The organism is Novosphingobium sp. FKTRR1 (genome assembly GCF_020404405.1).
Classification (GTDB): Bacteria; Pseudomonadota; Alphaproteobacteria; order Sphingomonadales; family Sphingomonadaceae; genus Novosphingobium.
On the sequence record NZ_JAIZDA010000001.1, the window covers coordinates 182,249 to 207,842 of the forward strand.

22 protein-coding genes and 1 tRNA gene are annotated in these 25,594 nt (G+C 63.9%); 7 read left to right on the top strand and 16 right to left on the bottom strand.

Translation table 11 applies throughout. The annotated features are described in order from the left end of the window. Positions 1-10: 10 nt before the first annotated feature. On the top strand, positions 11-1,165 hold the full coding sequence (gene hemW, locus LDN95_RS00770) for a radical SAM family heme chaperone HemW (protein ID WP_226015713.1): 1,155 nt from the start codon (positions 11-13) through the stop codon (positions 1,163-1,165). After that, the gene (locus tag LDN95_RS00775; RefSeq protein ID WP_226015714.1) at positions 1,162-2,058 is read left to right on the top strand and encodes a tyrosine recombinase XerC; all 897 of its coding nucleotides are present in this window, start codon (positions 1,162-1,164) and stop codon (positions 2,056-2,058) included. Before hemW ends, LDN95_RS00775 begins: the two co-directional genes overlap by 4 nt. Before the next feature lie 16 nt (positions 2,059-2,074). On the opposite strand, the gene LDN95_RS00780 is transcribed toward LDN95_RS00775, so the two are convergent. The 3 genes from LDN95_RS00780 to LDN95_RS00790 form a co-directional block, all read right to left on the bottom strand. After that, the gene (locus LDN95_RS00780; protein WP_370631628.1) at positions 2,075-3,484 is read right to left on the bottom strand and encodes a sensor histidine kinase; all 1,410 of its coding nucleotides are present in this window, start codon (positions 3,482-3,484) and stop codon (positions 2,075-2,077) included. Between the two features lie 38 nt (positions 3,485-3,522). Beyond that, the gene (locus LDN95_RS00785) at positions 3,523-4,197 is read right to left on the bottom strand and encodes a response regulator transcription factor (RefSeq protein ID WP_226015715.1); all 675 of its coding nucleotides are present in this window, start codon (positions 4,195-4,197) and stop codon (positions 3,523-3,525) included. A 140-nt stretch (positions 4,198-4,337) separates the two neighbouring features. Further along, positions 4,338-4,637, bottom strand: a complete 300-nt coding sequence (locus tag LDN95_RS00790; protein ID WP_226015716.1) for a PepSY domain-containing protein — start codon at positions 4,635-4,637, stop codon at positions 4,338-4,340. 178 nt (positions 4,638-4,815) lie between these two features. On the opposite strand from LDN95_RS00790, the gene LDN95_RS00795 reads away from it, so the two are divergent. The 3 genes from LDN95_RS00795 (at position 4,816) to LDN95_RS00805 (ending at position 8,671) form a co-directional block, all read left to right on the top strand. Next, entirely contained in the window at positions 4,816-6,606 is a 1,791-nt protein-coding gene (locus LDN95_RS00795) for an ABC-F family ATP-binding cassette domain-containing protein (protein ID WP_226015717.1), read from the top strand. Positions 6,607-6,869: 263 nt separating this feature from the next. Continuing rightward, positions 6,870-7,442 (top strand): helix-turn-helix domain-containing protein, encoded by a 573-nt coding sequence (locus LDN95_RS00800; RefSeq protein ID WP_226015718.1) that lies wholly within the window; start codon positions 6,870-6,872, stop codon positions 7,440-7,442. Positions 7,443-7,474: 32 nt separating this feature from the next. Then, positions 7,475-8,671: a glycosyltransferase gene (locus LDN95_RS00805; RefSeq protein WP_226015719.1), complete on the top strand. Its 1,197-nt coding sequence runs from the start codon at positions 7,475-7,477 to the stop codon at positions 8,669-8,671. Positions 8,672-8,719: 48 nt separating this feature from the next. Here LDN95_RS00805 and secF read toward each other — a convergent pair whose 3' ends face one another. From secF to yajC, 3 genes are read right to left on the bottom strand one after another with little or no spacing between them, the layout of a single operon-like run. Further along, the gene (gene secF / locus LDN95_RS00810) at positions 8,720-9,697 is read right to left on the bottom strand and encodes a protein translocase subunit SecF (RefSeq protein ID WP_226015720.1); all 978 of its coding nucleotides are present in this window, start codon (positions 9,695-9,697) and stop codon (positions 8,720-8,722) included. A gap of 20 nt (positions 9,698-9,717) precedes the next feature. After that, complete coding sequence (gene secD / locus LDN95_RS00815; protein WP_226015721.1) at positions 9,718-11,334, bottom strand: protein translocase subunit SecD; 1,617 nt, start codon at positions 11,332-11,334, stop codon at positions 9,718-9,720. Between the two features lie 40 nt (positions 11,335-11,374). Then, positions 11,375-11,737 carry a preprotein translocase subunit YajC gene (gene yajC / locus LDN95_RS00820; protein ID WP_226015722.1) on the bottom strand — a complete coding sequence of 121 codons (363 nt, stop codon included), beginning with the start codon at positions 11,735-11,737 and terminating at the stop codon, positions 11,375-11,377. A gap of 227 nt (positions 11,738-11,964) precedes the next feature. On the opposite strand from yajC, the gene LDN95_RS00825 reads away from it, so the two are divergent. Next, positions 11,965-12,041, top strand: a tRNA-Pro gene (locus LDN95_RS00825). An 80-nt stretch (positions 12,042-12,121) separates the two neighbouring features. On the opposite strand, the gene LDN95_RS00830 is transcribed toward LDN95_RS00825, so the two are convergent. Continuing rightward, complete coding sequence (locus tag LDN95_RS00830; protein WP_226015723.1) at positions 12,122-12,598, bottom strand: Lrp/AsnC family transcriptional regulator; 477 nt, start codon at positions 12,596-12,598, stop codon at positions 12,122-12,124. Between the two features lie 124 nt (positions 12,599-12,722). On the opposite strand from LDN95_RS00830, the gene LDN95_RS00835 reads away from it, so the two are divergent. Next, positions 12,723-15,116: a transketolase gene (locus LDN95_RS00835; RefSeq protein WP_226015724.1), complete on the top strand. Its 2,394-nt coding sequence runs from the start codon at positions 12,723-12,725 to the stop codon at positions 15,114-15,116. A gap of 35 nt (positions 15,117-15,151) precedes the next feature. Here the strand turns inward: LDN95_RS00835 and LDN95_RS00840 are convergent, their stop codons facing one another. The 9 genes from LDN95_RS00840 to LDN95_RS00880 all read right to left on the bottom strand — a co-directional run bounded on the left by LDN95_RS00840 (position 15,152) and on the right by LDN95_RS00880 (position 25,555). Beyond that, on the bottom strand, positions 15,152-16,033 hold the full coding sequence (locus LDN95_RS00840) for a DMT family transporter (RefSeq protein ID WP_226015725.1): 882 nt from the start codon (positions 16,031-16,033) through the stop codon (positions 15,152-15,154). Between the two features lie 165 nt (positions 16,034-16,198). Further along, positions 16,199-17,401 (bottom strand): polysaccharide biosynthesis/export family protein, encoded by a 1,203-nt coding sequence (locus tag LDN95_RS00845; RefSeq protein WP_226015726.1) that lies wholly within the window; start codon positions 17,399-17,401, stop codon positions 16,199-16,201. An 8-nt stretch (positions 17,402-17,409) separates the two neighbouring features. Then, on the bottom strand, positions 17,410-18,501 hold the full coding sequence (locus tag LDN95_RS00850; protein ID WP_226015727.1) for a class I SAM-dependent methyltransferase: 1,092 nt from the start codon (positions 18,499-18,501) through the stop codon (positions 17,410-17,412). After that, positions 18,498-20,189 carry a GSCFA domain-containing protein gene (locus LDN95_RS00855; RefSeq protein ID WP_226015728.1) on the bottom strand — a complete coding sequence of 564 codons (1,692 nt, stop codon included), beginning with the start codon at positions 20,187-20,189 and terminating at the stop codon, positions 18,498-18,500. The genes LDN95_RS00850 and LDN95_RS00855 overlap by 4 nt, the downstream gene beginning before the upstream one ends. 4 nt (positions 20,190-20,193) lie before the next feature. Then, complete coding sequence (locus LDN95_RS00860; RefSeq protein ID WP_226015729.1) at positions 20,194-21,222, bottom strand: hypothetical protein; 1,029 nt, start codon at positions 21,220-21,222, stop codon at positions 20,194-20,196. Positions 21,223-21,251: 29 nt separating this feature from the next. Continuing rightward, positions 21,252-21,938: an ATP-binding cassette domain-containing protein gene (locus LDN95_RS00865; protein WP_226015730.1), complete on the bottom strand. Its 687-nt coding sequence runs from the start codon at positions 21,936-21,938 to the stop codon at positions 21,252-21,254. A 4-nt stretch (positions 21,939-21,942) separates the two neighbouring features. After that, positions 21,943-22,782 carry an ABC transporter permease gene (locus LDN95_RS00870; RefSeq protein WP_226015731.1) on the bottom strand — a complete coding sequence of 280 codons (840 nt, stop codon included), beginning with the start codon at positions 22,780-22,782 and terminating at the stop codon, positions 21,943-21,945. Beyond that, a complete protein-coding gene (locus LDN95_RS00875; RefSeq protein ID WP_226015732.1) occupies positions 22,779-24,212 on the bottom strand; it encodes a hypothetical protein in 1,434 nt (477 codons plus the stop codon). Before LDN95_RS00875 ends, LDN95_RS00870 begins: the two co-directional genes overlap by 4 nt. An 89-nt stretch (positions 24,213-24,301) precedes the next feature. After that, a complete protein-coding gene (locus tag LDN95_RS00880; protein WP_226015733.1) occupies positions 24,302-25,555 on the bottom strand; it encodes an NAD-dependent epimerase/dehydratase family protein in 1,254 nt (417 codons plus the stop codon). Positions 25,556-25,594 lie beyond the last annotated feature (39 nt).

The following is a 25,594-nucleotide window of genomic DNA, read 5'->3' on the forward strand; positions in this document are numbered from 1 at the left end:
GGTCGCAGGCGTGCAGCCGCTTGCCCTCTATGTCCACTGGCCGTTCTGTCTGGCCAAGTGCCCTTACTGCGACTTCAACAGCCATGTCCGCAACCGGGTCGATGCAGCAGCATGGGAAGCCGCGCTGCTGGCGGATCTGGCGCATGAGGCGGCACTTCTGCCCGGACGGCGGCTGACCTCGATCTTCTTCGGAGGCGGCACGCCATCGCTGATGCCGCCCGCACTGGTCGCGCGGCTGATCGACCGGGCGGGCGAACTATGGCCTTTTGCCGACGATATCGAGATCACGCTCGAAGCCAATCCCTCGTCGGTGGAGGCAGCGAACTTCGCAGCGCTTGCCAGTGCCGGGATCAACCGCGTGTCGCTGGGGCTGCAAGCGCTGGAGGACGCGCCCTTGCGCTTCCTTGGCCGGTTGCACGATGCGACCGAGGGCCTTGCCGCGCTTGATGTGGCTCAGCGCAATTTCGCGCGTGTCAGCTTCGACCTGATCTATGCCCGGCCCGACCATACGCCCGAATCGTGGGAGGCCGAGCTTGGCCGCGCGCTGGCGCTGGGCACCGGACACCTGTCGCTGTATCAGTTGACCATCGAACCGGGCACGCGCTTTGCAACGCTGGTGCGCGAAGGCAAGATCAGCCCACTGAACGATGATGATGCCGCCGATCTGTTCGCGCTTACCCGCGAACGCACCGCAGCCGCTGGCCTGCCCGCCTACGAGATCAGCAATCACGCGCGCGTTGGTGAACAAAGCCGCCATAACCTCACGTACTGGCGGTATCAGGACTATGCCGGGATCGGTCCGGGCGCGCACGGACGTCGGCTGAACCGCGCCACCGTGCGCCATCGCAAGCCCGAGAACTACCTCAAGGCAATCGCCGCGCAGGGCCACGGCCTTTCCGAGGAGCGTCCCCTGCCCTTGCCCGAACAGGCCGCCGAAGCGGTGTTGATGGGGCTGCGACTGGGCGAAGGCATTGCGCCAGCGCAGCTCGCTGCACGCTTCGGCCTTGCCGAAACCGACCTGATCGTGCCGGACAAGCGGCGGTTCTATACCGCGCAGGGCTTGCTTCGCGACAGTGGCGAACGGCTGATCGTGACCGAAGCGGGAATGCCGCTGCTCGACGCCTTGCTGGCCGAACTGGTGCCCGCTGGATTGGTCGAGCCATGACCAATCGCCACGACTTGCTGGGTCAGTGGCATGACCATCTTGCGCTGACCCGCCGTCGCTCACCCCACACCGTCCGCGCCTATCACACTGCGGCCCGTCGGCTGCTTGAAGCCTTGCCCGAAGTGTCCGACTGGCCGACTCTGGCCCGTCTCGATACCACGCGGTTGCGGGCGCATCTCGCGATGCGCCGGACCGAGGGGATCGGCAATGTCTCGACCGCGCGCGAACTGTCCGCGCTCAAGGCCCTGCTGGTGTTCGCGCGCGAGCAGGCAGGCGATCCCGAGGCGCGAGCGCCACGTGTTCGCGGCCCTCGCGTGAAAAAAGGCCTCCCCCGCCCGATCACTCCGGACGAAGCGGTGAACCTGACGCTTGCCGTCGCCGAAGACGCGGCCGAACCGTGGATTGCCGCGCGCGACCGGGCGGTCCTGTTGCTGCTCTATGGCGCGGGCCTGCGAATTGCCGAGGCGCTGTCCCTGCCCGCAGCGGCGCTGCCACTGGGCGAAAGCCTGGTCATTACCGGCAAGGGCGGACGGCAAAGGGTTGTTCCGATCTTGCCGATCGTCACCGCCGCGCTCGCCGATTATGCCGCGCAAGTGCCTTGGCCTCTGCCCCGCGACGAACCGCTGTTCCGGGGCGCCAAGGGCGGGCCGCTATCGCAAGGGATGGTGCAAAAGGCGGTAGCGCGTGCGCGCGTCGTGCTCGGGCTGCCCGCAACCGCGACCCCCCACGCGCTGCGCCACAGCTTCGCCACGCATTTGCTGGGCGCTGGTGCCGATTTGCGCAGCCTGCAGGAACTGCTCGGCCACGCCAGTCTGTCATCAACGCAGATCTATACGCAAGTCGATGCGGCGGTACTGCTCGACGTCTATCGCAACGCGCATCCACGCGCCTGACGGAGCGTAGCGCGCTCTACTTGCCGGGTTTGGCGCGTGGCAGGCTGAGCGTTGCCTGCAGGCCCCCCAGATCCTCGCTTTCGCTGATGCCGATCGATCCACCGTACAGTTCGGCCACATCGCGCACGATGGCGAGCCCCAGTCCGGTGCCGGGCTTGCCGGTATCAAGCCTGGCGCCGCGCGTGAACAAGCGCTCACGCGCATCCTCGGGAATGCCCATGCCATCGTCCTCGACCCAGATCTCGCAAAAGGCCGGGTCCGCCGGATTGCCATCGACGGTGATGAACACCGACCCGCCACCGTACTTCGCGGCATTCTCGATCAGGTTGCCGAGAATTTCATCGAGATCCTGCCGTTCGATGCCCACTTGCGCATCGCGGTTGCCATCGATGTCGAAGCGGACCTTGGGGTAAAGCCGCTCAACCGCGCGCTGTACGGCGTCGGCGCTGTCCCAGACTTTGGCGCGGGCCATCCCGGTAGCCCGGCGGCCGACGGCGCGCGCGCGGGCGAGGTGGTGGTCCACCTGCCTGCGCATCACCGTCGCTTCGCGGATAACGGTATCAGCCAGATCGTCGGACCGGGCGGTGGCGGCGTTCATCACCACGGTCAGCGGGGTCTTGAGCGCATGGGCCAGATTGCCGGCGTGGGTGCGCGCTTCCTCGGCCTGACGGATCGAGTGATCGATCAGGGCGTTGAGTTCCAGCACCAGCGGCTGCACTTCAAGCGGAAGCGGCTCATCGACCCGGCTGACCCCGCCTTCGCGCATCTGAGCGATCGCGCGTCGCACCCGCCGCAAGGGACTTAGACCGTAATAGGTCTGCAAGCTGGCCATGGCCACCAATCCGATGCCCAGCACAAGGAACGACCAGATCAGGATCGAACGGATGCGCCGGATCTGCGCATCGATCTCACCCCGGCTGGCGGCCACCGAAAACTGCCACAGCGTGCTGCTTCCGGGCAGGATCACCGAGCGCTCGATCAGCCGCATCGGTTCACCGTCAAACTGCTTGCTGTCATAGATATGGGGCTGGGTATCGACATGATCGCCGGTGAGCTTGAGCGTTCGGTCCCACAGCGACCGCGAGGCAAAATCCTCATGCCCCTGCCCGGAAATCTGCCAGTACAGCCCGCTGTTCGGCTCCTGAAAGCGCTGGTCGCCCAACGAGCGGTTGAAGAACACCTCGCCATCGGGCCCGATTTCGGCAGTGGTGACCATCGCGGTCAACATGTAGCCAAGCTGCTCATCAAAATTGCGCGTGACCAGTCCGGTCAACGTGCGATCGAGCGCGATGCCGCCGCCCAGCAGCAGAATCGATATCCACCCGAACGCGATAAGCAGCATGCGCCGCTGCAACGAGCCGGTATGATGCGCGACACCCGGTTGCAGCGCCATGGGTGTCGTATCGTCAGGCGCGCGCCCGGCCATGCCGCAAGCTCAGCCGGGGGTGGACGCGCTGCGCGACATCAGCGCGCGCCTTGCGCCGGATCGTCAAGGCTGTAACCGAGTCCGCGGATCGTCGTGATCACATCAGGGCCCAGCTTCTTGCGGATACGCGTGACGAACACTTCGATCGTGTTCGAATCGCGATCGAAATCCTGATCATAGATGTGCTCGATCAGCTCGGTACGGCTGACGACCTTGCCCTTGTGGTGCAGCAGGTACGACAGCAGCTTGTATTCCTGGGCAGTCAGCTTGACCGGCTCGCCCGCCAGCGTGACCCGGCCCGAGCGTGTGTCCAACCGGACATCGCCCGCGATCAGTTCGCTGCTCGAATTGCCCGAAGCGCGGCGGATCAGCGCGCGCAGACGAGCGATCAGTTCCTCGGTCTGGAACGGCTTGGCCAGATAGTCGTCTGCCCCTGCGTCAAGTCCGGCCACTTTGTCGGACCAACTGTCGCGCGCGGTCAGCACGAGCACCGGGAACTTGCGCCCCTCCTTGCGCCACATGCCAAGCACGGTCAGGCCGTCAATCTCGGGCAGGCCGAGGTCAAGGATCACCGCATCGTACTCTTCGGTCGAGCCAAGGAAGTGCCCATCTTCGCCGTCGGTCGACAGGTCCACGGCATAGCCGTTCTGTTCGAGGGTGGACTTGAGCTGCCGCCCCAGTGTGGGTTCGTCCTCGACAATAAGGATACGCATGGCCTTGTGCCCCTGTTCTGGCGGGCCCGCCGCGCCTTGCAGCCGAACCCGAAAACGCCGTTCATGTGGCGGTTAGATGGCGAGAAGAAGATGAACGGTCAAGGAATGCCCCGGTAAATCGCTGTTCAGCAAGCGGGTGATCAGCGTTGCTCGGACAAGATCCGGCCGGTCCGGGCATCGACATCAACGAACACGACCCGTCCATCGCGGATGAACTTGAGCCGATAGGCCATCGCTTCAGGGTCATATTCGGGGCCGAGGTACTGCATTCCGCGCATCATCGGCAGAACCATGCGCTCGATATCGCGCAACGAACGGACATTGCCATTGCGCAGATCGCGGCGCACTTCGTTTTGCTCATTGGGATACTGCTGCGCAAGGGCCAACGGTCCGGCGGCACACGCAATCAAGGCAACACATCTGGTCAGGGTGCGAAACATGGACGTACTGATGGCCCCCCGGCATTGAACGGGTCGTGAATGTGCCCGCGTGAACCCGTTCACACGCCAATGGGGTATCCCGTCAAGTTCTTAAGGCTCCATCCTGAAAGAACCCTCGCTCCCTCGCACAAGGCCGGCAGCGCTGGACCTTGTCGAGCAGCCCGGCTAAGCGCGCCCGATGGCACTCGCACCGATACTAAGCTGGGAAGGCCTTGGCCTGATCCAGGGCAATGGCTGGCTGTTTCAGGACATCGCACTCGCAATCGCCCCGCGTGACCGGCTGGCGCTGATCGGCCGCAACGGCGCTGGCAAGACCACGCTGCTCAAGCTGATCGGCGGACTGGTCGATTCCGACCGCGGCAAGCGCTCGGTGCAGCCGGGTACACGGATCATCACGCTCGAACAGGATCCGTTCTTCACTGGGTACGATACGCTGCTCGACTTCACCCTTTCGGGCGAGGACGCACCGCCGCGCCACGAAGTAGAAGCCATCGCGGGCCAGCTCGGCATAGACCTCAGCCGTCCGGCCCACAGCGCCAGCGGAGGTGAACGCCGCCGCGCCGCGCTTGCCCGCGCGCTGGCCAGCGAACCCGATCTGCTGCTGCTAGACGAGCCGACCAACCACCTCGACCTTGCCGCGATCGAATGGCTCGAAAGCTGGCTGCAACGCTACACCGGCGCGTTCGTCGTGATCAGCCATGACCGCACGTTTCTGGAACGGCTGACCCGCGCCACGCTTTGGCTCGATCGCGGTTCGCTGCGACGCAAGGACATCGGCTTCGGCGGCTATGAAGCGTGGATGGAACAAGCCTATGCCGAAGAGGCGCGCGCCGCCGACAAGCTTGATGCCAAGCTGAAGATCGAAGCGCATTGGCTGGAACGCGGCGTTACCGCGCGGCGCAAGCGCAACCAGGGCCGCCTTGCCAAGCTGCACGAGATGCGGGCGCAACGCGCCTCAATGCTCTCGCCACAAGGCGCCGCAAAGCTCGCGCTCGCCACCGATGATGCCAAGAGCAAGGCCGTGATCGTGGCCGACAAGGTGAACCTTTCGTTCGGCGAACGGCCGATCATTCGCGACTTTTCGCTGCGGATCACGCGCGGCGATCGCATCGGTCTGGTCGGTGCCAACGGCGCGGGCAAGACCACCCTGCTCAAGCTGTTGACCGGCCAGATCGCGCCGGACAGCGGCACGATCACGCTGGCCAAAACGCTCGAAAGCGTGATCATCGACCAGCAGCGCAGCCTGATGACGCCGGAAAAGCGCATCCGTGACGTACTGGCCGAAGGTGGCGACTGGATCGACGTGCGCGGCGTGCGCAAGCACATCCAGGGCTATCTCAAGGACTTCCTGTTCGATCCCGGCCTGGTCGAGGCGCGCGTCGGCACTTTGTCGGGTGGCGAGCGCTCGCGGCTGCTGTTGGCGCGTGAATTTGCCCGACCGTCGAACCTGCTGGTGCTCGACGAGCCGACCAACGATCTCGATCTCGAAACGCTCGATTTGTTGCAGGAAGTGATCTCGGACTACGATGGCACCGTGCTGATCGTCAGCCACGATCGCGACTTTCTGGATCGCACCGTCACCATCACGCTCGGGCTCGACGGGTCAGGCCGGGTCGATGTGGTGGCGGGGGGCTATGCCGACTGGCAAAAGCAGCGGCAGGCGCGCATCCTGCCTGTCGGCAAGTCGGCCGCACCCAAACCCGCCACAAGCGCTGTCGCCGCACCTCCACCGCCGCGCAAAGGCAAGCTTTCCTACAAGGACCAGCGCGACTACGAACTTTTGCCCAAGCGAATTGAGGAACTTGACGCTGCAATTGCCCGCGGTGAGACGCAACTGGCCGATCCCGACCTCTACTCACGCGACCCCGGCAAGTTCGCCAGCCTGACCGCCGCACTCGACAAGGCGCGCGCCGACAAGGATGCTGCCGAGGAACGCTGGCTCGAACTCGCCGAACTCGTCGAAGGCTGATCTGCCCGAAATCGAAGGAAGCGATTGTTATCGCGGGGAAAGCATTTCCGAGTCTAATCGCGCGGCGGCATCGGCAAGGATATCGCAAGGGATGGCCAGTAAGACCGTACAGGATTACCATTTCTGTTGATCTCACGATCGCCGCTCAGCAAATATTTACCCAAATTCCCGTTTCTAAAAGGGTATGATACATCGCTTGCGCCCGACACCCATTTGAATGTAGGTGTAAAAAGCGCGCCTTCCCACGCACTTAAGAGCCAGATATGATCAACCGTATTCGGGATATTCGACGGCAGAAAGGCTTGACGCTCGCCGATGTGGCGGCGCGTTGCGAACCGGCGACCACCGCGCAAACGATTGGCAGGCTCGAAACCGGCATGCGATCGCTGTCGCTGACCTGGATGAACCGGATCGCGGCGGCGCTTGAAGTCGATCCGCAGCAACTGGTTAAGGCCGAATCGGATTCGCCGCCCATGCTGGTGGCCCGGCTTGGCGCTGCCGGGACCGAGGCGCTGCCCCGGCCGGTCGATGCTCTGATCCCCATCACGCCAAGCGCGGATGCTGCGCTGCTGGTCATGGCGGTGGATGTCAGCGCTGGCGAATACCGCGCGGGCGATCAGGTGTGGCTGCGGCGGATCGGGCCTGAGGATTTTGCCCGCGCTCTCAATCGCGACGTGCTGGCCCCTCGCCCCGGCGGACGTTTCGCGTTCGGACGGATGATCGACCGCGACGACGATCGCGTTGCGCTGTTACCGCCCGGCATCGGCCAGCGACAAGTCGTGATCGACCGTCCGGTGTGGCTGGGCATCGCCGAAACACTGGTTCGCCGACTTTGAACAGGCCATTGCCCGATGAGCGGGCAATGGACATGCGCCGCCCGTTGCGATTGCTGACCATCGCCACGCTCTACCCTGCGCCAGTACGGCCGGGTTTTGGCCGTTTCGTCCAGAACCAGACCCGCGCTCTTGCCGCACGGGGCGATTGGGATGTCACGGTGATGAACCCGATCAGCCTGCCACCTTGGCCGCTGGGACGAGGAGCGCCCTTGCACGGCACGCCCGCGAGCGAGCAGGACGGGCAGATCACGGTACATCACCCGCGCTACCCTCAACTCGGAGGCCTGTTCGCCAACCTCAACCCCTCGTTGATTGCGCGCGCGGTACTGCCCTTGGCGCGGCGCCTGCACGCGCAAACGCCGTTCGATCTGGTCGACGCACAGTTTTTCTACCCAGATGGCCCCGCCGCCGCAGCGATCGCCCAGAAACTTGGTGTCCCGCTTGCGATCAAGGCGCGCGGCTCTGACATCCATTACTGGGGGAGCCGTTCGGGGCCATTGCGCAAGATGCGCGCCGCAGCCGATCAGGCCAGCGCGTTGCTGTCGGTATCAGCGGCGCTGGGGCGTGACATGGTGGCCCTCGGCATGCCGGAGGATCGCATTGCGGTGCACTACACCGGCCTCGATCGCAGTCGCTTCTACCCGCAGCCCCGCGCCATCGCCCGGATGAAGGCCGCCGAGCTTGGTGTGCCCGCAGATGGTCGATTGGTCGTGAGCGTCGGCGCGCTGATCCCGATCAAGGGGCAAGCGCTGGCCATCGCGGCGCTGGCAAACCTGCCCGGCGACGTGCGGCTCGCACTGGTCGGTGCTGGCGCTGATGATGCGGAATTGCGCAATCTTGCCGACCGTTCAGCTTTGGCAGACCGGGTCTTGTTCCTCGGCAATCAAGGGCACGATGCCGTGCCGACGTTGCTGAGCGCCGCCGATGCCATGGTGCTTGCCTCCGAACGCGAAGGCCTCGCCAATGCGTGGATCGAAGCGCTGGCGTGCGGCGCGCCGATCGTCATCCCCGACATCGGCGGCGCGCGCGAGATCGTGAACAACCCGGCGGCAGGCCGCATTGTCGAGCGGACCCCGAGAGGCATTGCCGCAGGATTAGCCGAAGTCCTTGCCGCAGCGATCCCGCAGCACGAGGTGGCCGCTTGCGCTGCCCGCTTCAGCTGGGATGCCAATGCCGAGGCAATGGCATCGATTTACCGCGCCATTGTTACAGGGAATCGCGCCTTCTGAGCGCAATGGGCCGGGCGCGCTGCGCTCGGCCCGTTCGGCCCGACAAGATCAGCCGCGTTCGCGCGCAAGCCGTTCCTGCCGGTCGATCGCGCTTTCGGTGGGAATGAAGCTCTTCGGCGTGACCTTGAGCCAGATCAGAATCGGCGCCGCCATGTAGATCGAGCTGTACGTGCCGACGAAGATACCCAGCGTAATGGCTGCAGTGAAGCCGAAGATCACATCCGGACCGAAGATCAGCAATGCCACCAGCGTGATCAACATCGACAGCGAGGTCACGATCGTGCGCGCCAGCGTCTCGTTGACCGACAGGTCGAGCAGTTCCGGAATCGGCATCTTGCGATACTTCTTCAGGTTTTCGCGGATGCGGTCATAGACCACGATCGTATCGTTGAGCGAGTAGCCGATCAAAGTCAGCAGCGCCGCTACGATGTTGAGGTCGAATTCAAGCTGGGTCAGCGCGAACATGCCCAGCGTCAGCGTCACGTCGTGGACAAGGCTGAGCAGCGCGCCGATCCCGAACTGCCATTCGAACCGCAACCAGATATAGGCGGCGACCGCCAGCGCGGCCAGGCCGAGCGCGCGGAACGCGTCCCAACCCAGTTCCTTCGACACTTTACCCGATACTGAATCGACGCCATCGATCCGCGCATCGGCATGGTTCTGCTTGAGATCGGCGGTGATCGTCCGCGCCATCTTGTCCGACAGCGCCGAATCATGGTCGGCGCCCTCGGGCAGCTTCATCCGGATCGAGATCTCGTTGGGCTTGCCATAGCGCTGGATGATCGGCTCGCCATAGCCGAGCTTGGTCACTTCGGTGCGCAAGGCCGCGACCGGGGCAGCGGCGCTGTGCTCGAACGTGACGCGAATCATCTGACCGCCGACGAAATCGACGCCGAGGTTGAGCCCCTTGGTCAGCACCAGCGTCCAGCTTGCCGCCATCAGCAACAGGCTGACGATGTAGAACGGCACGCGCCACTTGAGAAAGTGGATGTTGGTGTGATCGGGAACGAGCTTGAGCAGTTTCATCTGGGTCGACCTGTGCCGGATCAAAGGTTGATGTCAGCGGGCCGGGTACGGCGCAGCCACTGGGCGACCCACATGCGGGTCATGGTCACGGCGGTGAACACCGACGTGGCGATGCCGATCATCAGCACGACGGCAAAGCCCTTTACCGGGCCCGAGCCGAACGCGAACATCAGCGTTGCCGCGATGATGTTGGTGATGTTGGCATCAAAGATCGCGCGGCTCGCTTCCTTGTAGCCCATTTCCACCGCCTGCATCACGCGCCGACCACGGTGTCGCTCTTCGCGGATACGTTCGTTGATCAGCACGTTGGCATCGACCGCCGCGCCGATCGTCAGCACGAAACCGGCGATGCCGGGCAGCGTCAGGGTGGTGCCGATAATGCCCATGATCCCAAGGATCATCAGCACGTTGAACACCAGCGCGAAGCAGGCATAGACGCCGAAACGGCCGTAGGTGACAAGAATGAACACCGCCAGCGCCAGCGTGCCGACGCCCATCGCGATCATGCCCTTGCGGATCGAATCCGCGCCAAGATCGGGACCGACAGTGCGTTCTTCCACGACTTTCAGATCGACCGGCAGCGCACCCGAACGCAGTGAAATGGCCAGTTGGTTGGCGCTTTCGGCGGTAAAGCTGCCCGAAATCACCGCGCTACCGCCAAGGATCGGCTCATTGATCGAAGGCGCAGAGAGCACTTTGCCGTCAAGGATGATCGCGAACGGCTTGCCCACGTTGGCTGTCGTCAGCTTGGCGAACTTCGCCCCACCTTCGGTGTTGAAGGTGATCGTGACCGTCGCCTGATTGGTCTGGGGATTGTTGGTCTGCTGGGCATTGGTCAACTGATCGCCGCGAATCCCGCCGAGGCGCTTGACCGCGATCTTGGGCGCGGACTTGGCGGTCATCCCCGGCGTGGTCTGCGCAAAGGGTACGATCTCGCTGCCCGGAGGCGCGATGCCTTGCGCCACGGCCGAGGGATCGGCCGACTGGTCGACCAGCTTGAATTCGAGCTTGGCAGTCTGGCCAAGCAGGTTCTTGAGCGCCTGCGGGTCTTGCAGGCCGGGCACCTGCACCACGATGCGGTTGGCGCCCGAGCGGATGATCGTCGGCTCCTTGGTGCCGAGCGCGTCGATCCGCTTGCGTACCACTTCGACGGCGGTGTCCATCGCCTGCGTCACTGCCTGATCGACGCCTTCCTGCGTCGGTTTGAGCAGGAAGCGATTGCCGTCGATGACGTTGATATCCCAGTCGCGACGACCGGTGAGCCCTGCCCCGCTGGTCAGCGGCAGCACCGCCTCGCGCACGGTGTCCACTTTGGTCACATCGTCGACAAGGAATGTGAGTGCACCGTCGCGGATCGAAATGTCGCTGACGCGGACGGCGGGGTTGGCGGTGCGCAGCTTGTTGCGGACCGATTCCTCCATCGCCTCGATACGCTGCTGGCGCACTTGCGTGGGATCAGCCTCAAGCAGAATGTGCGAACCACCTGCAAGGTCGAGACCGAGGTTGACCTTCGGCTCGGGCCAGCCAGCGGGCCAGCTATAGCCGGCCGCAGACATGATCGACGGCAGCGCGGCGAGCGAGGCGAGCAGCGTCAGCGCCCAAAGCCACGTCACCTTCCAACGGGGAAATTCAAGCATCGGTTATCGTTCCGCCCAATTCATTCGGTCGTCGGCGTGCTCAGTCGTTGGCCGCAGCGGCATTGCCGCCCGGCGCCACGACTTCACCCAGCGTGCTCTTGACCGCCTTGACGCGGACGTTGGGCGCGATCTCGATCTCGGCTACGTGATCCTCGACCTTGATCACCTTGCCGATGATCCCGCCCGCGGTGACCACCTCGTCGCCCTTTTTCAGAGCGGCGATCTTGACCTGATGTTCCTTCTGCTTGCGCATCTGCGGACGCAGGATGAGGAAGTAGAAGATGGCCGCCATCGCCACCAGTGGCAGGAACTGGAGATAGGCTGGCGCTTCCGCCGGGGCACCGCCGCCGACAGTCTGGGCATAGGCGGTGGACAGCAAGCTCAACATCGCGGGACCGTTCATAGGAATTGGCCGTCTTTCGTGGAATCGCAAATGGGAAGGCGCAAGCCAAGGCTTCGCCGATCGCAGGGGCGACTAGCAGCTTGCAATGCGCAGCGCAACGAAACTGCCCTCACCGTCCCGCGCGGCATGTTCTGTCACGGAATTGTGAGGCTCAAGAAGCAATGTTCGACGAACTGCGCGAAGCACTTGCCAAGCCGTGCGCCTGTGCATATAGGCCGCCCTCCGGTCGGGACGTAGCGCAGCCTGGTAGCGCATCACACTGGGGGTGTGGGGGTCGGAGGTTCGAATCCTCTCGTCCCGACCAATTTACCGAACATCTGCAAGGATCCTGCGGGCAGCGTAAGCTGCCCGTTTCCGTATGCGCTGCGCCTGTGGATTGTGCTTTCAGGCAGCATCCACCGGCAGTGCGGTCTTGTACACCACCGGACGCAGCGCGAAGCTGGTGGTCACTTGCGCGACGCCCGCAATGCGAGTCAGCCTGCCCCTGAGGAATTCCTCGAAGGCGTGGAGCGATTCCACCACCACGCGCAACTGATAATCAGCATCGCCGGTCATCAGGTAACATTCCATCACTTCAGGAAATTCGGCGATTGCGCTTTCGAACACGGCAAGGTGCCGATCGTCCTGCTGGTCAAGCCGCACGCGCACGAACGCGGTCACATCCAGCCCGATCGTGCCGGGATCGACCAGCGCGACATACTGCGTGATCACGCCATCGCTTTCCAGTTGCCGCAACCGTCGCAGACACGGACTTGGCGACAGTCCGATCCGCTCGGACAGATCCTGGTTGGACATGCGACCGTCGACCTGAAGGTTGTGCAGGATCTTGCGATCAAGCGCATCGAGCGACGTTTTTGGCATATTCCTCCACAAAGAGTCCGATCGTCGGCAAAATCGACCCAATGATGCGCAAAATGACGCAATGATTGCAAGGACATTCCAACGCTCTGCCTGATAAGCGTGGTCGATCGTTCGGGAGCACGGCATGTCACTGATCAAGACCACCACCCGCAAAGCGCGCAAACCTGATACAGCAGGCGATGGTTCGCCAGCCGATGCGCGTCAGGAGCGGATCAGGTCTCTCGACCTGCTCGAGACGCGGCTGCGCTGGCTGTCTTCGTGGATGATCCACAATGCCAACCACATCCGTCCCAAGCGCGACGGCCTGAAAGTGGGCGGACATCAGGCGAGTTGCGCGTCGATGACCGCGATCATGGCCGCGCTCTATTTCCATGCGCTGCGGCCGCAGGACAAAGTCGCGGTAAAGCCCCATGCGGGCCCGCTTCTGCATGCAATTCACTACCTCTTGGGCAACCAGTCGCTGGAGAAAATGCAGAATTTTCGCGGGTTGGGCGGAGTCCAAAGCTATCCCAGCCGGACCAAGGACAGCATTCCGGTGGACTTTTCGACCGGTTCGGTCGGACTTGGCGTGGCTGTCACCGCGTTTTCCAGCCTTGTTCAGGACTACCTGATCGCCCACGGGCAGCTGTGCGAGGCGGACGCCGGGCGGATGATCGCGCTGATGGGCGATGCCGAACTGGACGAGGGCAACATTTACGAATGCCTGATCGAGGGCTACAAGCACGATCTGCGCAACTGCTGGTGGGTGGTCGACTACAACCGCCAGTCGCTCGACAGCACCACGGCAGACCGCATGTTCCGGCGCTTTGACGATATCTTCGAGACGTGCGGCTGGCGGGTGATCACGCTCAAGCATGGCAAGCTGCAGCAGGCCGCGTTCAAGCGCCCCGGCGGTACCGCAATCGCGCAATGGATCGAAACCTGCCCCAACGCCGAATTCGCGGTGCTGACGTATCAGGGTGGTGCGGCGTGGCGTGAACGGTTGTTGGCGGACATAGGCACACAGCCACATGTCAGAGAACTGCTCGCCAGCTTTGACGATGAAGCGCTTGGCCGCCTGATGACCAACCTTGGCGGGCATTGCACCGAAACGCTGATCGATGCGTTCGATTCAGCGAACGATGACCGCCCGACGCTGTTCATCGCCTATACCGTCAAAGGGCACAGCCTGCCGCTGGCCGGGCACAAGGACAACCATTCGGGCATGATGAACCCTCCCCAGATCGCGCAACTGCGCGCCAGTCTGGGCATTGCCGAGGGTGAGGAATGGGAGCCATGGGCAGGGCTTGGCAGCAATGTGGCAGCGCAATTGAAGGCCTTCGTCGACGCTTGCGCGCTGGCGAAAAAGCCGCCTGAACCGACCGCACCTGCCGTTCCGGTGCCGGCGCGATTGCCGGTTCCCGATGGCGCCGAGCAATCGACGCAAGCCGCGTTCGGCCGCATCCTGCTCGATCTGGCGAAGTCTGGCGAGGCGCTGGCCGACCGCATCGTCACCACCGCGCCTGATGTGACCCAGACCACCAACCTTGGCGCCTTCGTCAACCAGCGCGGGCTGTTCCGCCGTCAGGAACTGGCCGACGTATTCCAGAAGGCCAAGATTCCCTCAGCCCAGAAGTGGGCGCAACATGCGGCGGGCCAGCACATCGAACTGGGCATTGCCGAGAACAATTTCTTCCTGATGCTGGCCTCGCTGGGGCTGGCGGCGCCACATTTCGGCACACGCCTGCTGCCGGTGGGCACGGTCTATGACCCGTTCATCGCGCGCGGCCTCGATGCGCTGAACTATGGCTGCTATCAGGATGCCCGGTTCCTGCTGGTCGGCACCCCATCGGGGATCACACTGGCTGCCGAAGGGGGCGCGCACCAGTCGATCAACACACCGCTGATCGGCATGGGCCAGCCCAACCTCACCTACTTCGAACCGGCCTATGCCGACGAAGTAGCGCTGATGATGCGCTGGGCATTTGCGGACATGCAGCAGCCCGATGGCAGTTCCGCCTATCTGCGCCTGTCGACCCGCGTCATCCCGCAGATCGAACGGCAGGATGACGCATGGGAGCAGGACGCGCTGCAAGGCGGCTATTGGCTGCGTCGGCCAGGTCCGGGCGCGGAAGCGGCGATCGTGTTCACCGGCGTCGTCGCCCCCGAAGCGCTGCAAGCGTGGGAGCAGATGGCCGACGACATACCCGGACTGGGCCTGCTCAACGTTACGTCGCCCGATCTGCTGCACCGCGGCTGGTCGGCTTCGCGCAATGCCCGCTGGACAGACGGTGTGCGCAGGCCATCGTTTGTCGAAAACCTGCTCGGCGCGCTGAAACCGGACGCGGGGCTGATCACCGTGATCGACGGCGCTCCCGGTGCCCTGTCATGGCTGGGCGCGGTCAGGGGCATGCGCGTGAGCCCGCTTGGTGTCGACCGGTTCGGGCAGACCGGCGACCTGCCCGACCTGTACCGGACTTATCGGCTCGACAGCGAAGCGATCATCGAAGCGGCTGCCGACCTGTTTGTCAGGGACTGATCGCAGGGCGCAGGGCGCAGGGCGCAGGGGTTGGCTCAGGCATGCTCCTGCGTCTCGACAATGGGTGCGCCGGTGCGACGGATCGCCACCAGCAACACGCCTGCCAGAGCCACGCCAGTGCCTAGCAGAAGCCTTGCGTCGAGATGGTCGCCGGTAAACAGGACGCCAAGCGTGATGGTCGCAACCGGCGTCATCAGCGTCAGCGGGGCGATCAGGTTCGCCTCGTACCGCGCGATCAGGCCGTAATAGGCGGTGTGCGCAAAGACCGAGACGATCAGCGCCGAAAACACCACCGCGCCGACGAACGGCCACCCGGCAGCAGAGGCCGTGGCCATCTGGTGACTTTCCAGCAGGGCCGAAGCCGGTGCCAGCGCCGCGAACGAGGTCAACCCGACCCAAGCCTGAAAGCGCAGGGCGCTGACCTGCTCCATCTGCTTCATCATGATGGCGCCGAACGATCCGGCCAGCGCCGCCCCCAGCACGAACGTCAGCCCGCCGGACAATCGCAAACCGGGTTGCCAGACCACCACCAACACGCCGCTCAACGCCAAGAGGATGCCGATGCCACGGCGCCAATGGATGCGCTCTTTCAGCAGCACCACAGACAGCAGCGTGGTGATCGGCACGCTGGCCTGCACCACCACGGCAGCGGCTGAGGGCGAGGAGGTTTGCAGACCGACGAACATCAGCGCGAAATTGCCACCACCCATCAGCAACCCCACCGCCACAATCCGCCACACCGGACGCGGGATGGGCAGAAGCCATGGCAGCGTGAGCAACGCGACCAGCGCAAAGCGCACGGCGGCATAGAACAGCGGCGGCACCATCCAGTGCGCCACCACGATCTTGCTGAGCACATTGCTCATCGCCCAGAACACGCAGACCAGAACCAGCAGGGCAAAATCACGTGGCCGCATGCGGAGTTGAGCCTTTCGCGCGTCGATTAAGCGCTCCCTTAAGGAGCCTTCGCGCATTGTGCAAACCCGGCGCGCGGATCGCTGCCAGCCCGAACGGAAGCGGCACCGGCTTCCACTCAGGAAACCGGTGCCGCTTTCTGCCAGACCTTGCCGCAGCGCGATGGCTCAATAATCGTAGGCGCCGCCGTATTGGGCGCGCTTGAAGATGCTGGCGACCGAGTTGATCAGGCCGGCCAGCTTGCCCACCTGCACTGCCTCGGACGTCGAAACGAACACAAGATCCTGATCGCGCATTGCGAAACTTTGCGCCAGCAGCAGACCGTCGGCCGACTTGAAGTTCACCTGATAGACTACCGGCACCATATCGCCGACGGTCAGATAATCGGGCAGCGGCGCGACGCGCAGCTTCTTGGCCACTTCCAGCTTTTCGTAACGGATGACATAGACGCCATAGGGATCGGCCTGTTTGTCGATCAGGCCGCCGCCGTTGCCGATGGCCTCGGCCAGAGTGAGGCGCGACTTGCCGAAATAGACCTCGTTCTGCTTGTTGGTCGCGCCCAGCACGACGACGCTTTGCGGTTCGTGGTCGAGCGTGACGAGATCGCCGGGCTTGAGGTAGATGTTCTGCGCCGGGTCGCGCAGCACCGTGGGCAGACGCAGCGAGCGTACTTCGCCACCGCGCGTCAGCTGGACCAGCATGTCGCGCGCTTTGCCGCTGGTGCCACCGGCGGTCGCGACCGCATCGAGCAGACGGGTGCCGCTGACCGCCAGCGGGAAGCGACCGGGATGGTTGACGTCGCCGGTCACGGTTACCGCGTTGTCGGTGGTCTGGACGATCTGCACGAGCGCCTGCGTGTTGTCGGCCTTGCCCCGCAAGGCCTGAAGGATCGCTGCCTGCACCTGACGCGGGGTCTTGCCGGCAGCCTGAATGTCCCCGGCAAAGGGCACGATGATCATGCCCGACTGGTCGACGGTCTGGTTGGGTACGGTGGCAGACTGCGCACCGACCAGCCCCTGGGCATTGGTCATCGGGCCAAGCAGGCCGCTGCCGAATTCCCACAGCGTGACCGACAGCATGTCGCCGACGTGGATCACGTCCTGCGGCACGGGCTGGGCACTGGCGAGCGGCTTGAAGTCATCGACGGTGCCACCACTCAATTCCTTGAGCACGATCCGGTCGACCGGGATCAGCACGAACGGCGCGCCGGTTGCGGCAGCCTCGCGGCTGATACCGGGCGACATCGGGCCGGACACCGGCATCGACGCGCAGCCGGACGTCAACAGGGCGAGCGAGCCGAGCACGACGCCGGAAAGGAGGGTGGACTTGTGGCCGGAGCGCACAGCGAGCGTCTGGGGGTCTTGTTGCACGTTGGACCTCAGCTTGGCTTGCGAAGAACGAGATGCTGCTTGATTACCGCGACGTCTTCGTCGGCCATCGCGGCAAAGGGCGAAACCAGCCGGGCCTTGAGCGCGGCGGGCAAATCGGTGGTGATCCGCTGGTCGGTAATGACCTCGAACCCGGCGGCAAGCGCCGCAGCGGTGATCTGCGGGGCGCGCAGGCGGTTCATGTTGGGCGGCGCGACCTCGTCGGTCAGGAACGACAGCGGGCCGAACTGATCATCGCCACGATAGCTGCGATGATCGGCAAGGTCGTTGAAGTGATAGGCGATTCCGCCCGGCGCCATCAGCTCATGGCTGCGGCGGAAGATCGCATCGATGTCGGTCACATGTTCAAGCACCGCGAACGACGTGAACAGCGCGATCGAACCGGGCACCAGATCGCAGGTCAACACGTCCTCGCTGATCAGGCGGACCTTGCCGTCCATCGCCTCGACCCCGCCCCAGAAGTCACCGCGTTCGAACGCGGCAACGTCGATCCCGCGCAATGCGGTCAGGATCTCATGCGGCTTGTGACCGGGCCAGGTGTAGCGGCCGGGGAACATCTTCACGTTGGCGAGGATTTCGTACATCGAGACGGCGCTGAAATTGTCGGTGCGCGGCGGCAGCAGATCGACGCCACAAGCCGGGGTCAGCCCGTTGAGGAAGAAGTAGAACGACAGCCCCAGAGGGTCGTGCGCACCGCAGCCTAGCTCGATGAAGCCGCCCTCGGGCAGCGGCAGATCCTTGACGAACCCGGCCAGCGACTTGACCTTGGCGCGCAGCTTGACATGCCCGTGCTTCGATCCGCCGCCGTTCTGGATTGCGCGCGCAAGAAACAGCAGATTGTTGAGCTTTTCCTTACTGTTGACGTTCGATTCGTACATCGCAGGCAGGCTATCGATCAGCAACTTGGTGGCCCGGTCGGTCTGCTTGCGCGACACCAGTTCCAGGATGGCATCCTGCAGCCCCTTTTCCGAGAAGCGCCGGGTCTGCAGATCGATGACGGCCCGCGAGGCGCGCGCGTTGGCGCGGTCGGGCGCGTCATTCGATACCGCCACTGCGGCGATCGGGCGCAGGCCATTGGTCATTGAACGTCTACCTCTTCATATATGTCATCGAAGTCCGGCTGAAACGCCGGTGCCGCATCCACCGGTATCGGTGCGATGCTGTCCCACGCCCACAGCCGCAAGCGGGCGAGCCGATCGGTCTGCGCCGGATTGCCGGGATGGATCGTGTCGAGCAGCGCCTGCGCCTCACTACGCCGGCCCGTCTGCAACAGCAGATCGGCATAATCGAGCAGGACGCGCGCATCGTCGTCGGACAGATCGAGCGCGGCCTCGAACAGCCGCAAGGCCGCATCGAACTGGCGCCTTGCGGCATAAGCCACGCCGAGCAGCCGGAACGGCTCGGCCGTGCGCGGGTTGGACGCCGACCAGCCTTGCGCCACCATGCGCGCCGCTTCCAGATCGCCTTGCGCCAGTTGCGCATTGAGTTTGGTCGCCCAGAATTGCCCACGTGCGGCGCGACGGGTCGGCTCGTGCTGCAATAGCGCAAGAGCCCCAGCCACATCACCGCGCGACAACGCGATCCGGGCGCGGGTCAGGTCTTGCTCATCGGCAGGCACCCGATCGCCGACGTGGCCCAGCGCGCGCTCGAGCAGGTCCATGCGCCCAGCCTTGGCCGCCGCGCCGTAAAGCGCCATCGCCAGGGCCGGATCGGCCGCCAGCAGATCTTCGCGCTCGGCCAGCAGGGTCAGCGCCGCCATCGGGTTTTCCGCTATGGTCGCGGCAATGTCCTGCGGCCCGAGAGCGTCAGCGCCAACATAGGCGCGGATCATGCGCGTGGTGTTGAGCCAGATCGCACCATGAGTCGGGTGCACCATGTCATCTTCCAGCGCTGCGCCGCGCTCGGACAGAGTGACAGATTCGAAGCTAGGGTAGTAATCGACCCAATCGTGGCGCAGGCAAACAGCCTCAGCCGCAGCGCGCAGCACAGCCTTGGAATATGTGTTGGCCAGCATCACGTCCTGCGCGCGGAAGGTGGACGTCAGCGGAACCGGCGACACGGTCATCATCACCCGCAAGTCCGGGTGCCCGTAGTTGCGCAGCAGGGCGAGGATTTCCTCCAGCCCCGCCAGCACATCGGCATAGTCGAGCACATGCAACTGAAACCTCTCGGGCCATCGGCGCAGCAACGACCGACGCGGCGCGGTGTTGAGGTAAATCCCGGTCCAGGTGTCGAACCAGCATTCCGCCAGCCCGAGCGTCACGATCACCACCCGGCAATCGCGCACCGCCTGATAGCCCGCCAGAATGGCCCGCCGCCGCGCGCGCACGACATCGAGTGACGTCGGTTTGATCGCGTGGTTGAGATGGAGATCGACGAACTTGCCGGGGGTCACCTCGACGAATGCCTGATCTTCGGTGAACGGACAAGCCGGGTCGAGCGCCCAGCGCAGTTCGTTGCGGATCGAGGGCACGCCGTAGTTGTTGAGGATGTTGTGGCCGATCAGCGCGAACTGCGGATCGGCCTTCACCGCCGCGCGCGACGGGATGGCAAAGCCGCACTGTTCAAGCATCGTCTCGACATGGCGGGCAAAGCACGAACCGATCGTGAAGATCGGCTCCCCGGCCGCCAGCTTGAACGAGGGGGTGAAACCCGGTTTGGCGAGCGGTTCCAGCCGACTGCCGAACGACCCGCGCATCGGCCATGTGGCGGCAGGGTTGGCCTTGAGGTTGGCCATGGCATCGGGGCCGGACAGGGTCAGCAGCGGCATCTCCTCAGCCCTCCCCGCTCGAGCGGCCAAACACGATTTCGGCGATCTTGCGGTTGACGTCGGTGCTGCAACTGCCGCCCTGCCGCACCCGGTTGCGCCAGAACATCACCCCGGCAAGACGGTCGGTCAGGATCGTCCGGCGCACGAACCGCGCGTCATCCAGCGTGGTCCCGGCCAGTTCGAAATTGATGATCAGGCGCTGCGGATCGACTTGCCCGCCCGCCGCGATCATCGCGCGCTGCGCCGCATAGCTGGCGGCAAGGCTGCCTTGCCGGTTCTTGCTCCACAGCATGATCGCAGTGTGATCGAACCGGCTGACGATGGCGTTGGCATTGGCGGCGGATATCCCGCCAAAGCGCTGCGAGGGCGCATCGAACGGATCGATCATCAGGAACGCCTTGCGACCGGCTCCGTGCACCAGTTGCGCGTACTTGGTCAGAAACTCCAGCGTCTGCGCAGCACTGCGTCCGTCCGACACTTCGTAATCGAGCATCAGTCCGGCGCCTGCCGGCAGCAGACCTTCGGGCAGGACGCAACGATCGGCCGGTCCGGTCAGCCCGTTGTCGCTCTGTGCCGTCTCGCTGGCATAGGTGATCCCGGCACCGAATGCGGTCACCGCCGCCTTGCCGCCCTGCCCAAGCAGCGTGGCTGCCTGCGCCAGCGTGCAGGCATCTGCGCGCGCGACCGAGGTGAACGGAGTGCGCTGCTTGCGCATTCCGGCGATGGACGGCTGGATGTTGGGCTTACGGATGACGGGCCGCCCACCTTTGTCGGTGAACGGCGCATTGGAACGATTGGCCCATTGGAAATAGTACGTCGCGGTGCCACCGGCTGCATCGGCCAATCGGCCAAGTTGCATCGTCGCTGCCGCTGTCAGGGGGTAATAATCGTACCGCCGCGCTCGTGCCGACGGCGGTGGCGCCTGCTGGAACACCGCAAACGGCAGGCGCGTGTTGTCAGCCGCCGTAAAGCACGGCGCTTCAACCGGAGCGGCGCGCAACGGCACCGCCACGAGGGCGAGTGCCGCAGCCACAAGCCGGCATCCAGGCGCAAACCCCGGCATCAGGCTCCGGTCGGCGCCTCTGCCGCTGGCTTGGGCTGAGCAACCGGCAGCGACTGTTCATAGGCAGCGACGCCTTGGGCCACGTCGTCGTAATAGGTCGCGTGGCCCTTGATCAGGACCAGCGCACAGTCGCAGAACTGGCTTGCCGTGCGCGCGAACTTGGTCGCCACGATCATGCCCGACGTGCGGCTGCGCGCTTCGAACATGGCAAGGCACTTGGCCCGGAAATCAGGCTCACCGACAGTGAAGGTGTTGTCGAACAGATACGTGTCGAACGGCAGGGCATAAGTCAGAGCAAAGCTGGTGTTCATGCGATCCTGCACCGACAGATCGCGCAAGGGCCGGTCGACCATCGCGCCAAGGCCGGTGACGTCGGCGACGAACCCGATCACTTCGTCCGCATCCGCGCCATAGATCTTGGCGGCGAACGTGATGTTCTGGCCCAGCGTGCTGGCCATGCGGAAACCGCGTTGGTAACCGGCCGGGAACGACAGGCGCGCAAGCCGCTCGATCGAACCCGAGCCTGGCGTGATCAACCCGGCCAGCAACTGAACCAGCGTGGTCTTGCCGCTTTGCTGCGCGCCCAAGATCGCAAGGCGGCGGTCGCTCGGCAGATCGACGGTCAATCCGTCGATCACCGGCGCGCCCTTGCGATAGGCGTAAGTCAGCGATTGCAGGCGGATCATTCCTTTATTCCTTGTCTTCAAGATAGCGGACCGAGCTGTTGAGCAGCAGCAACGCGGCGGTCAGCATCACGGCGCCGACTGTCAGAACAAAACCGTGATCGGTCATCTGGTTGGGATAGAACGGATAAAACGCATGGCGGAACCAGTTCACGCCATGCAGGATCGGGTTGAGCGCGAAGTAGCCCCGCACATTGGGAGCAAGGAACGCGGCAACGAAATAGGGCCCCGAAAAGTGGAGCGAGGCGCGGGCGATGGCCGGCCACAGCACGTCCCAGATCGGCAGGAAACGGGCGATCACGGCGTTGAGCATGCCCATCGACGCACCCATCACGAAGATGGCCAAAGACGCCTTTACCGCGGTCAGCGGCTCGAATGGAACGGCCTGATCCACCCCGGCGAAATAGTAGAGCGAGCCGAAAAAGCCGATCGCCATGATCGATGTCGAGATCATGTGCAGGGCGGCATGAACGATCACGTGATCAAGCGGTTGCTCCATCGCATAGCGGATGCGGTGAAGGCCAGGAGCGACCGCAGTGCGCACCCGCATCGAGGTATGGATGAACATGTAGATCGGCACCACACCCGTCGCCAGAAACAGCGTGAGGCTCGATCCATAGCGCGGGGCCACACCCAGCACACTGAACAGGATCGAGATTGTGGCGATGATGATCAAAGGCTCAAGCGCATAGGCCAGAAAGCTGAATGCGAAACTTTGGCCGCGCCGCATTTCCGCTTCGCGAAAGAACAGCGCCACCAGTGTGCGCCATTGCGCCACCAGGGCGAGGCGGAAATCATCCACCTCGCCCCGAAAGCCGCCACCAGAGCCCGCTGCAGCGCTACTCACTTGGTGTGTTCCTTGATCGAGTTACCGATCAGGATGCCGACGATGAACAGCAGCCCGGCTGCGAGCACCAGCAAGACGAAGTCGTTGAGACGATGCGGCTGCGCAGGTGAATCAGGCAGCGTCGGCTTGACATAGGTGGTCATGTACAAGCGCTGCGAGTCCGCCATCGCTTGCGCCTGGCTGAGCGCGCTGGTGTTGTTGACGAGGATCTGCACCGCGCTTTGCAGGCGGGTGTTCATGTCCTCGAACTCGCCCATCGTGCGCACCAGATCGCGCTGATCGCCGCGTCCGGTAACCATCCCCTCGGTCTGGCTCAGCGCGGCGCGTGTCGCCACAAGCTGTTGTTGCAGCAAGCGGATCTGCGGTGCGTTCGGGTTATTGAGCTGGCCATTGAGAATGGCGATCTGCGTGGTCGTCTGCGCAAGCTGCGCCTTCAACCGATCGGTCAGCTCATTGTTGCCCTGCACGACGCTGGTGGTCGGGTCGATTACCGCATTGCGGCGACGCAGACCCTCAAGCTGGTTGCGCAGTTCATTGACTTTGGCCGTCGCACGGTCGGCTTCGACTTGCGCGAACTTGAGCGTGTCCTGCTGCGATTCATGGCCGATGCCGTTGACGAGATCGCCCGACAACTTGTGCAGCGTTGACGCGATGTCGAAGCTGTCCTTGGCAGTGTAGGCCTTGACCCGCACCACGGCCAGACCCGAGGCCGGGTCGTATTCCGAATAGACCATGCGGCGCCAGTATGCCGCCAGCGCCTCAGCCGAGGAGGCATCGCCGATGCGCGAGAACGGATCGGACGGCTTGTTGAAAGCGGTCCGCAGCTTCAACTTTGCGTCGAGATCGCGGGCGGCCTGCGGGCTGCGCACGTAGTCGGCAACGGTGTAGTTGTCGAGCAAGTCGCTGCCGGGAGTCGGATTGCCGCCGAAGAACGCCGCGTTCGGCGCAGCTGTTGCGCCAGCACCCGAAGCCTGCGCCAGTGGTTGACGCACAGTGAAGCGGAACTCGGTAACGTAAAGGTCAGGCGCGATCAGGAACAGATAGATCCCGCCGAGCAGGACTGGAGCGAGGAACGAAAGCGCAAACCAGATCGCCCGGCCGATCGAGAGCGTCGGGCGACGCGACGGAAACGGCGGCAGCCTGGTTTCGCTGGTCTGGGTGACATACGGCTCTTCGGCAGGGCGACTGCGGGCCGGTGCGTCGAGCAGGTCTTCCGAAGCAGCAGCCTCATGCGCGGCTGCGGACTCTTGCGCAGCAAAGCCACGGAAGCCCCTGCCACCATCCACCGGCGGCGGCACCACGCCTTCAGCCCGCGGTTGCGCGTGTGGCAGCCTGGCAGCAAATGCGTCCCCGCCAGCGAGGGTGGCATCCGGCTCCGGCCGATTGCCGCCCTGAAAGAAGAGTTCCTTCTCTTCGCCTTCGTTTGCCATCACGGCTGCTCCCTCAAATCACGGGGCAACCACACCATGCTCAGGCTGACAAAAAGCACCCTGACATGGCCGGCCCCCCAATTGGCCAATCAGACGGCGATCGGCATCTGGCCTTCGTCCCACCCGGAAACCACTTTAAGGGTCAACGGGACGACGGTAGGCTCGGTTACATTGGCAAGATCGCGCCGCCACTGCGACACGCAAGGAATCTTCGATCGGTCGCACCGCGCGGCAAAGCGCCGGGCGATTCCGGTGACTTCAAGCGCCAGCCCATCGACCAGCCGGGTCGGTTGGAGGCCAAGCTTGAGGAAGCTGTCGTTGCACACGACCAGCGTGTTCTCTTCCGCTTCGATCCGCGGGTTCGGGATCAGTTCGAACGGAACCTCGGTCAATTCGGAAACCATCTCCGCCAGATCGATCAGGCGATGGGTTTCGGTCATCTGGTTCATGATCGCAACGCGTTCGCCATGCGCGGGCGGGTTGGCGATTGCCAATTCGACGCAGCGCACGGTGTCGCGAATGTGGATGAACGCGCGGGTCTGGCCACCGGTACCGTGGACCGAAAGCGGGTAGCCGATCGCCGCCTGCATCAGGAAGCGGTTGAGGACCGTCCCGTAATCGCCATCATAATCGAAACGGTTGACCAGACGGTCGTCCATTTCGGTCTGCGGCGTCTGCGTGCCCCACACGATACCCTGGTGAAGGTCGGTCACGCGGGTCTTGAAGTTGCGGTTGTAGTACCAGAAGAACAGGGCGTCCTGTGCCTTGGTCATGTGGTAGATACTGCCCGGATTGGCCGGATAGAGGATCTCGATGTCCTTGGCGCCTTCGGGCGTGTCCACCGTGATCGGCAGATAGCCTTCAGGGATCTTCATCCCCGCCGTGCCATAACCGTAGACCCCCATCGTGCCGAGGTGGATCAGATGGATATCAAGGCCGCTGTCCACAATCGCGCTCAACACGTCATGCGTGGCATTGAGGTTGTTGCCGACCGTATAGCGCCGTTCATAGGCGCCCTTCATCGAATAAGGCGCCGCGCGCTGTTCGGCAAAGTGCACAATGGCGCGCGGGCGTTCTTCGCGTAGCAGACGGACCAGACGATCGTAATCGGCTCCGATCGTCATCCGCTCGAAACGGATCGTCTTGCCGCTTACCTCACGCCAGGCAGCCAGCCGCTCGTTCATCGAAGCGATCGGCGTCAGCGACTGGGTTTCCAGTTCGATGTCGATCTTGCGGCGCGACATGTTGTCGACAATGATGACTTCGTAGCCGATGTCAGACAGATGCAGCGCCGTCGGCCAGCCACAGAACCCGTCGCCACCAAGGACAATAACCTTTTCCATCGGAATACTTACCTCGACCGGACCGGTGGGAAGAAATAC

Bases quoted from the DNA above. Each gene is read 5' to 3' on its own strand.
- LDN95_RS00850 (WP_226015727.1), bottom strand. From the start codon at position 18,501: ATGACCAATGGCCTGCGCCCGATCGCCGCAGTGGCGGTATCGAATGAC.
- LDN95_RS00880 (WP_226015733.1), bottom strand. From the start codon at position 25,555: ATGGAAAAGGTTATTGTCCTTGGTGGCGACGGGTTCTGTGGCTGGCCG.
- yajC (WP_226015722.1), bottom strand. From the start codon at position 11,737: ATGAACGGTCCCGCGATGTTGAGCTTGCTGTCCACCGCCTATGCCCAG.
- LDN95_RS00865 (WP_226015730.1), bottom strand. From the start codon at position 21,938: ATGATCCGCCTGCAATCGCTGACTTACGCCTATCGCAAGGGCGCGCCG.
- LDN95_RS00780 (WP_370631628.1), bottom strand. From the start codon at position 3,484: ATGGCCGGGCGCGCGCCTGACGATACGACACCCATGGCGCTGCAACCG.
- LDN95_RS00785 (WP_226015715.1), bottom strand. From the start codon at position 4,197: ATGCGTATCCTTATTGTCGAGGACGAACCCACACTGGGGCGGCAGCTC.
- secD (WP_226015721.1), bottom strand. From the start codon at position 11,334: ATGCTTGAATTTCCCCGTTGGAAGGTGACGTGGCTTTGGGCGCTGACG.
- LDN95_RS00855 (WP_226015728.1), bottom strand. From the start codon at position 20,189: ATGCCGCTGCTGACCCTGTCCGGCCCCGATGCCATGGCCAACCTCAAG.
- LDN95_RS00835 (WP_226015724.1), top strand. From the start codon at position 12,723: ATGTCACTGATCAAGACCACCACCCGCAAAGCGCGCAAACCTGATACA.
- secF (WP_226015720.1), bottom strand. From the start codon at position 9,697: ATGAAACTGCTCAAGCTCGTTCCCGATCACACCAACATCCACTTTCTC.
- LDN95_RS00790 (WP_226015716.1), bottom strand. From the start codon at position 4,637: ATGTTTCGCACCCTGACCAGATGTGTTGCCTTGATTGCGTGTGCCGCC.
- LDN95_RS00800 (WP_226015718.1), top strand. From the start codon at position 6,870: ATGATCAACCGTATTCGGGATATTCGACGGCAGAAAGGCTTGACGCTC.
- LDN95_RS00775 (WP_226015714.1), top strand. From the start codon at position 1,162: ATGACCAATCGCCACGACTTGCTGGGTCAGTGGCATGACCATCTTGCG.
- LDN95_RS00875 (WP_226015732.1), bottom strand. From the start codon at position 24,212: ATGGCAAACGAAGGCGAAGAGAAGGAACTCTTCTTTCAGGGCGGCAAT.
- LDN95_RS00840 (WP_226015725.1), bottom strand. From the start codon at position 16,033: ATGCGGCCACGTGATTTTGCCCTGCTGGTTCTGGTCTGCGTGTTCTGG.
- LDN95_RS00795 (WP_226015717.1), top strand. From the start codon at position 4,816: ATGGCACTCGCACCGATACTAAGCTGGGAAGGCCTTGGCCTGATCCAG.
- LDN95_RS00805 (WP_226015719.1), top strand. From the start codon at position 7,475: ATGCGCCGCCCGTTGCGATTGCTGACCATCGCCACGCTCTACCCTGCG.
- LDN95_RS00830 (WP_226015723.1), bottom strand. From the start codon at position 12,598: ATGCCAAAAACGTCGCTCGATGCGCTTGATCGCAAGATCCTGCACAAC.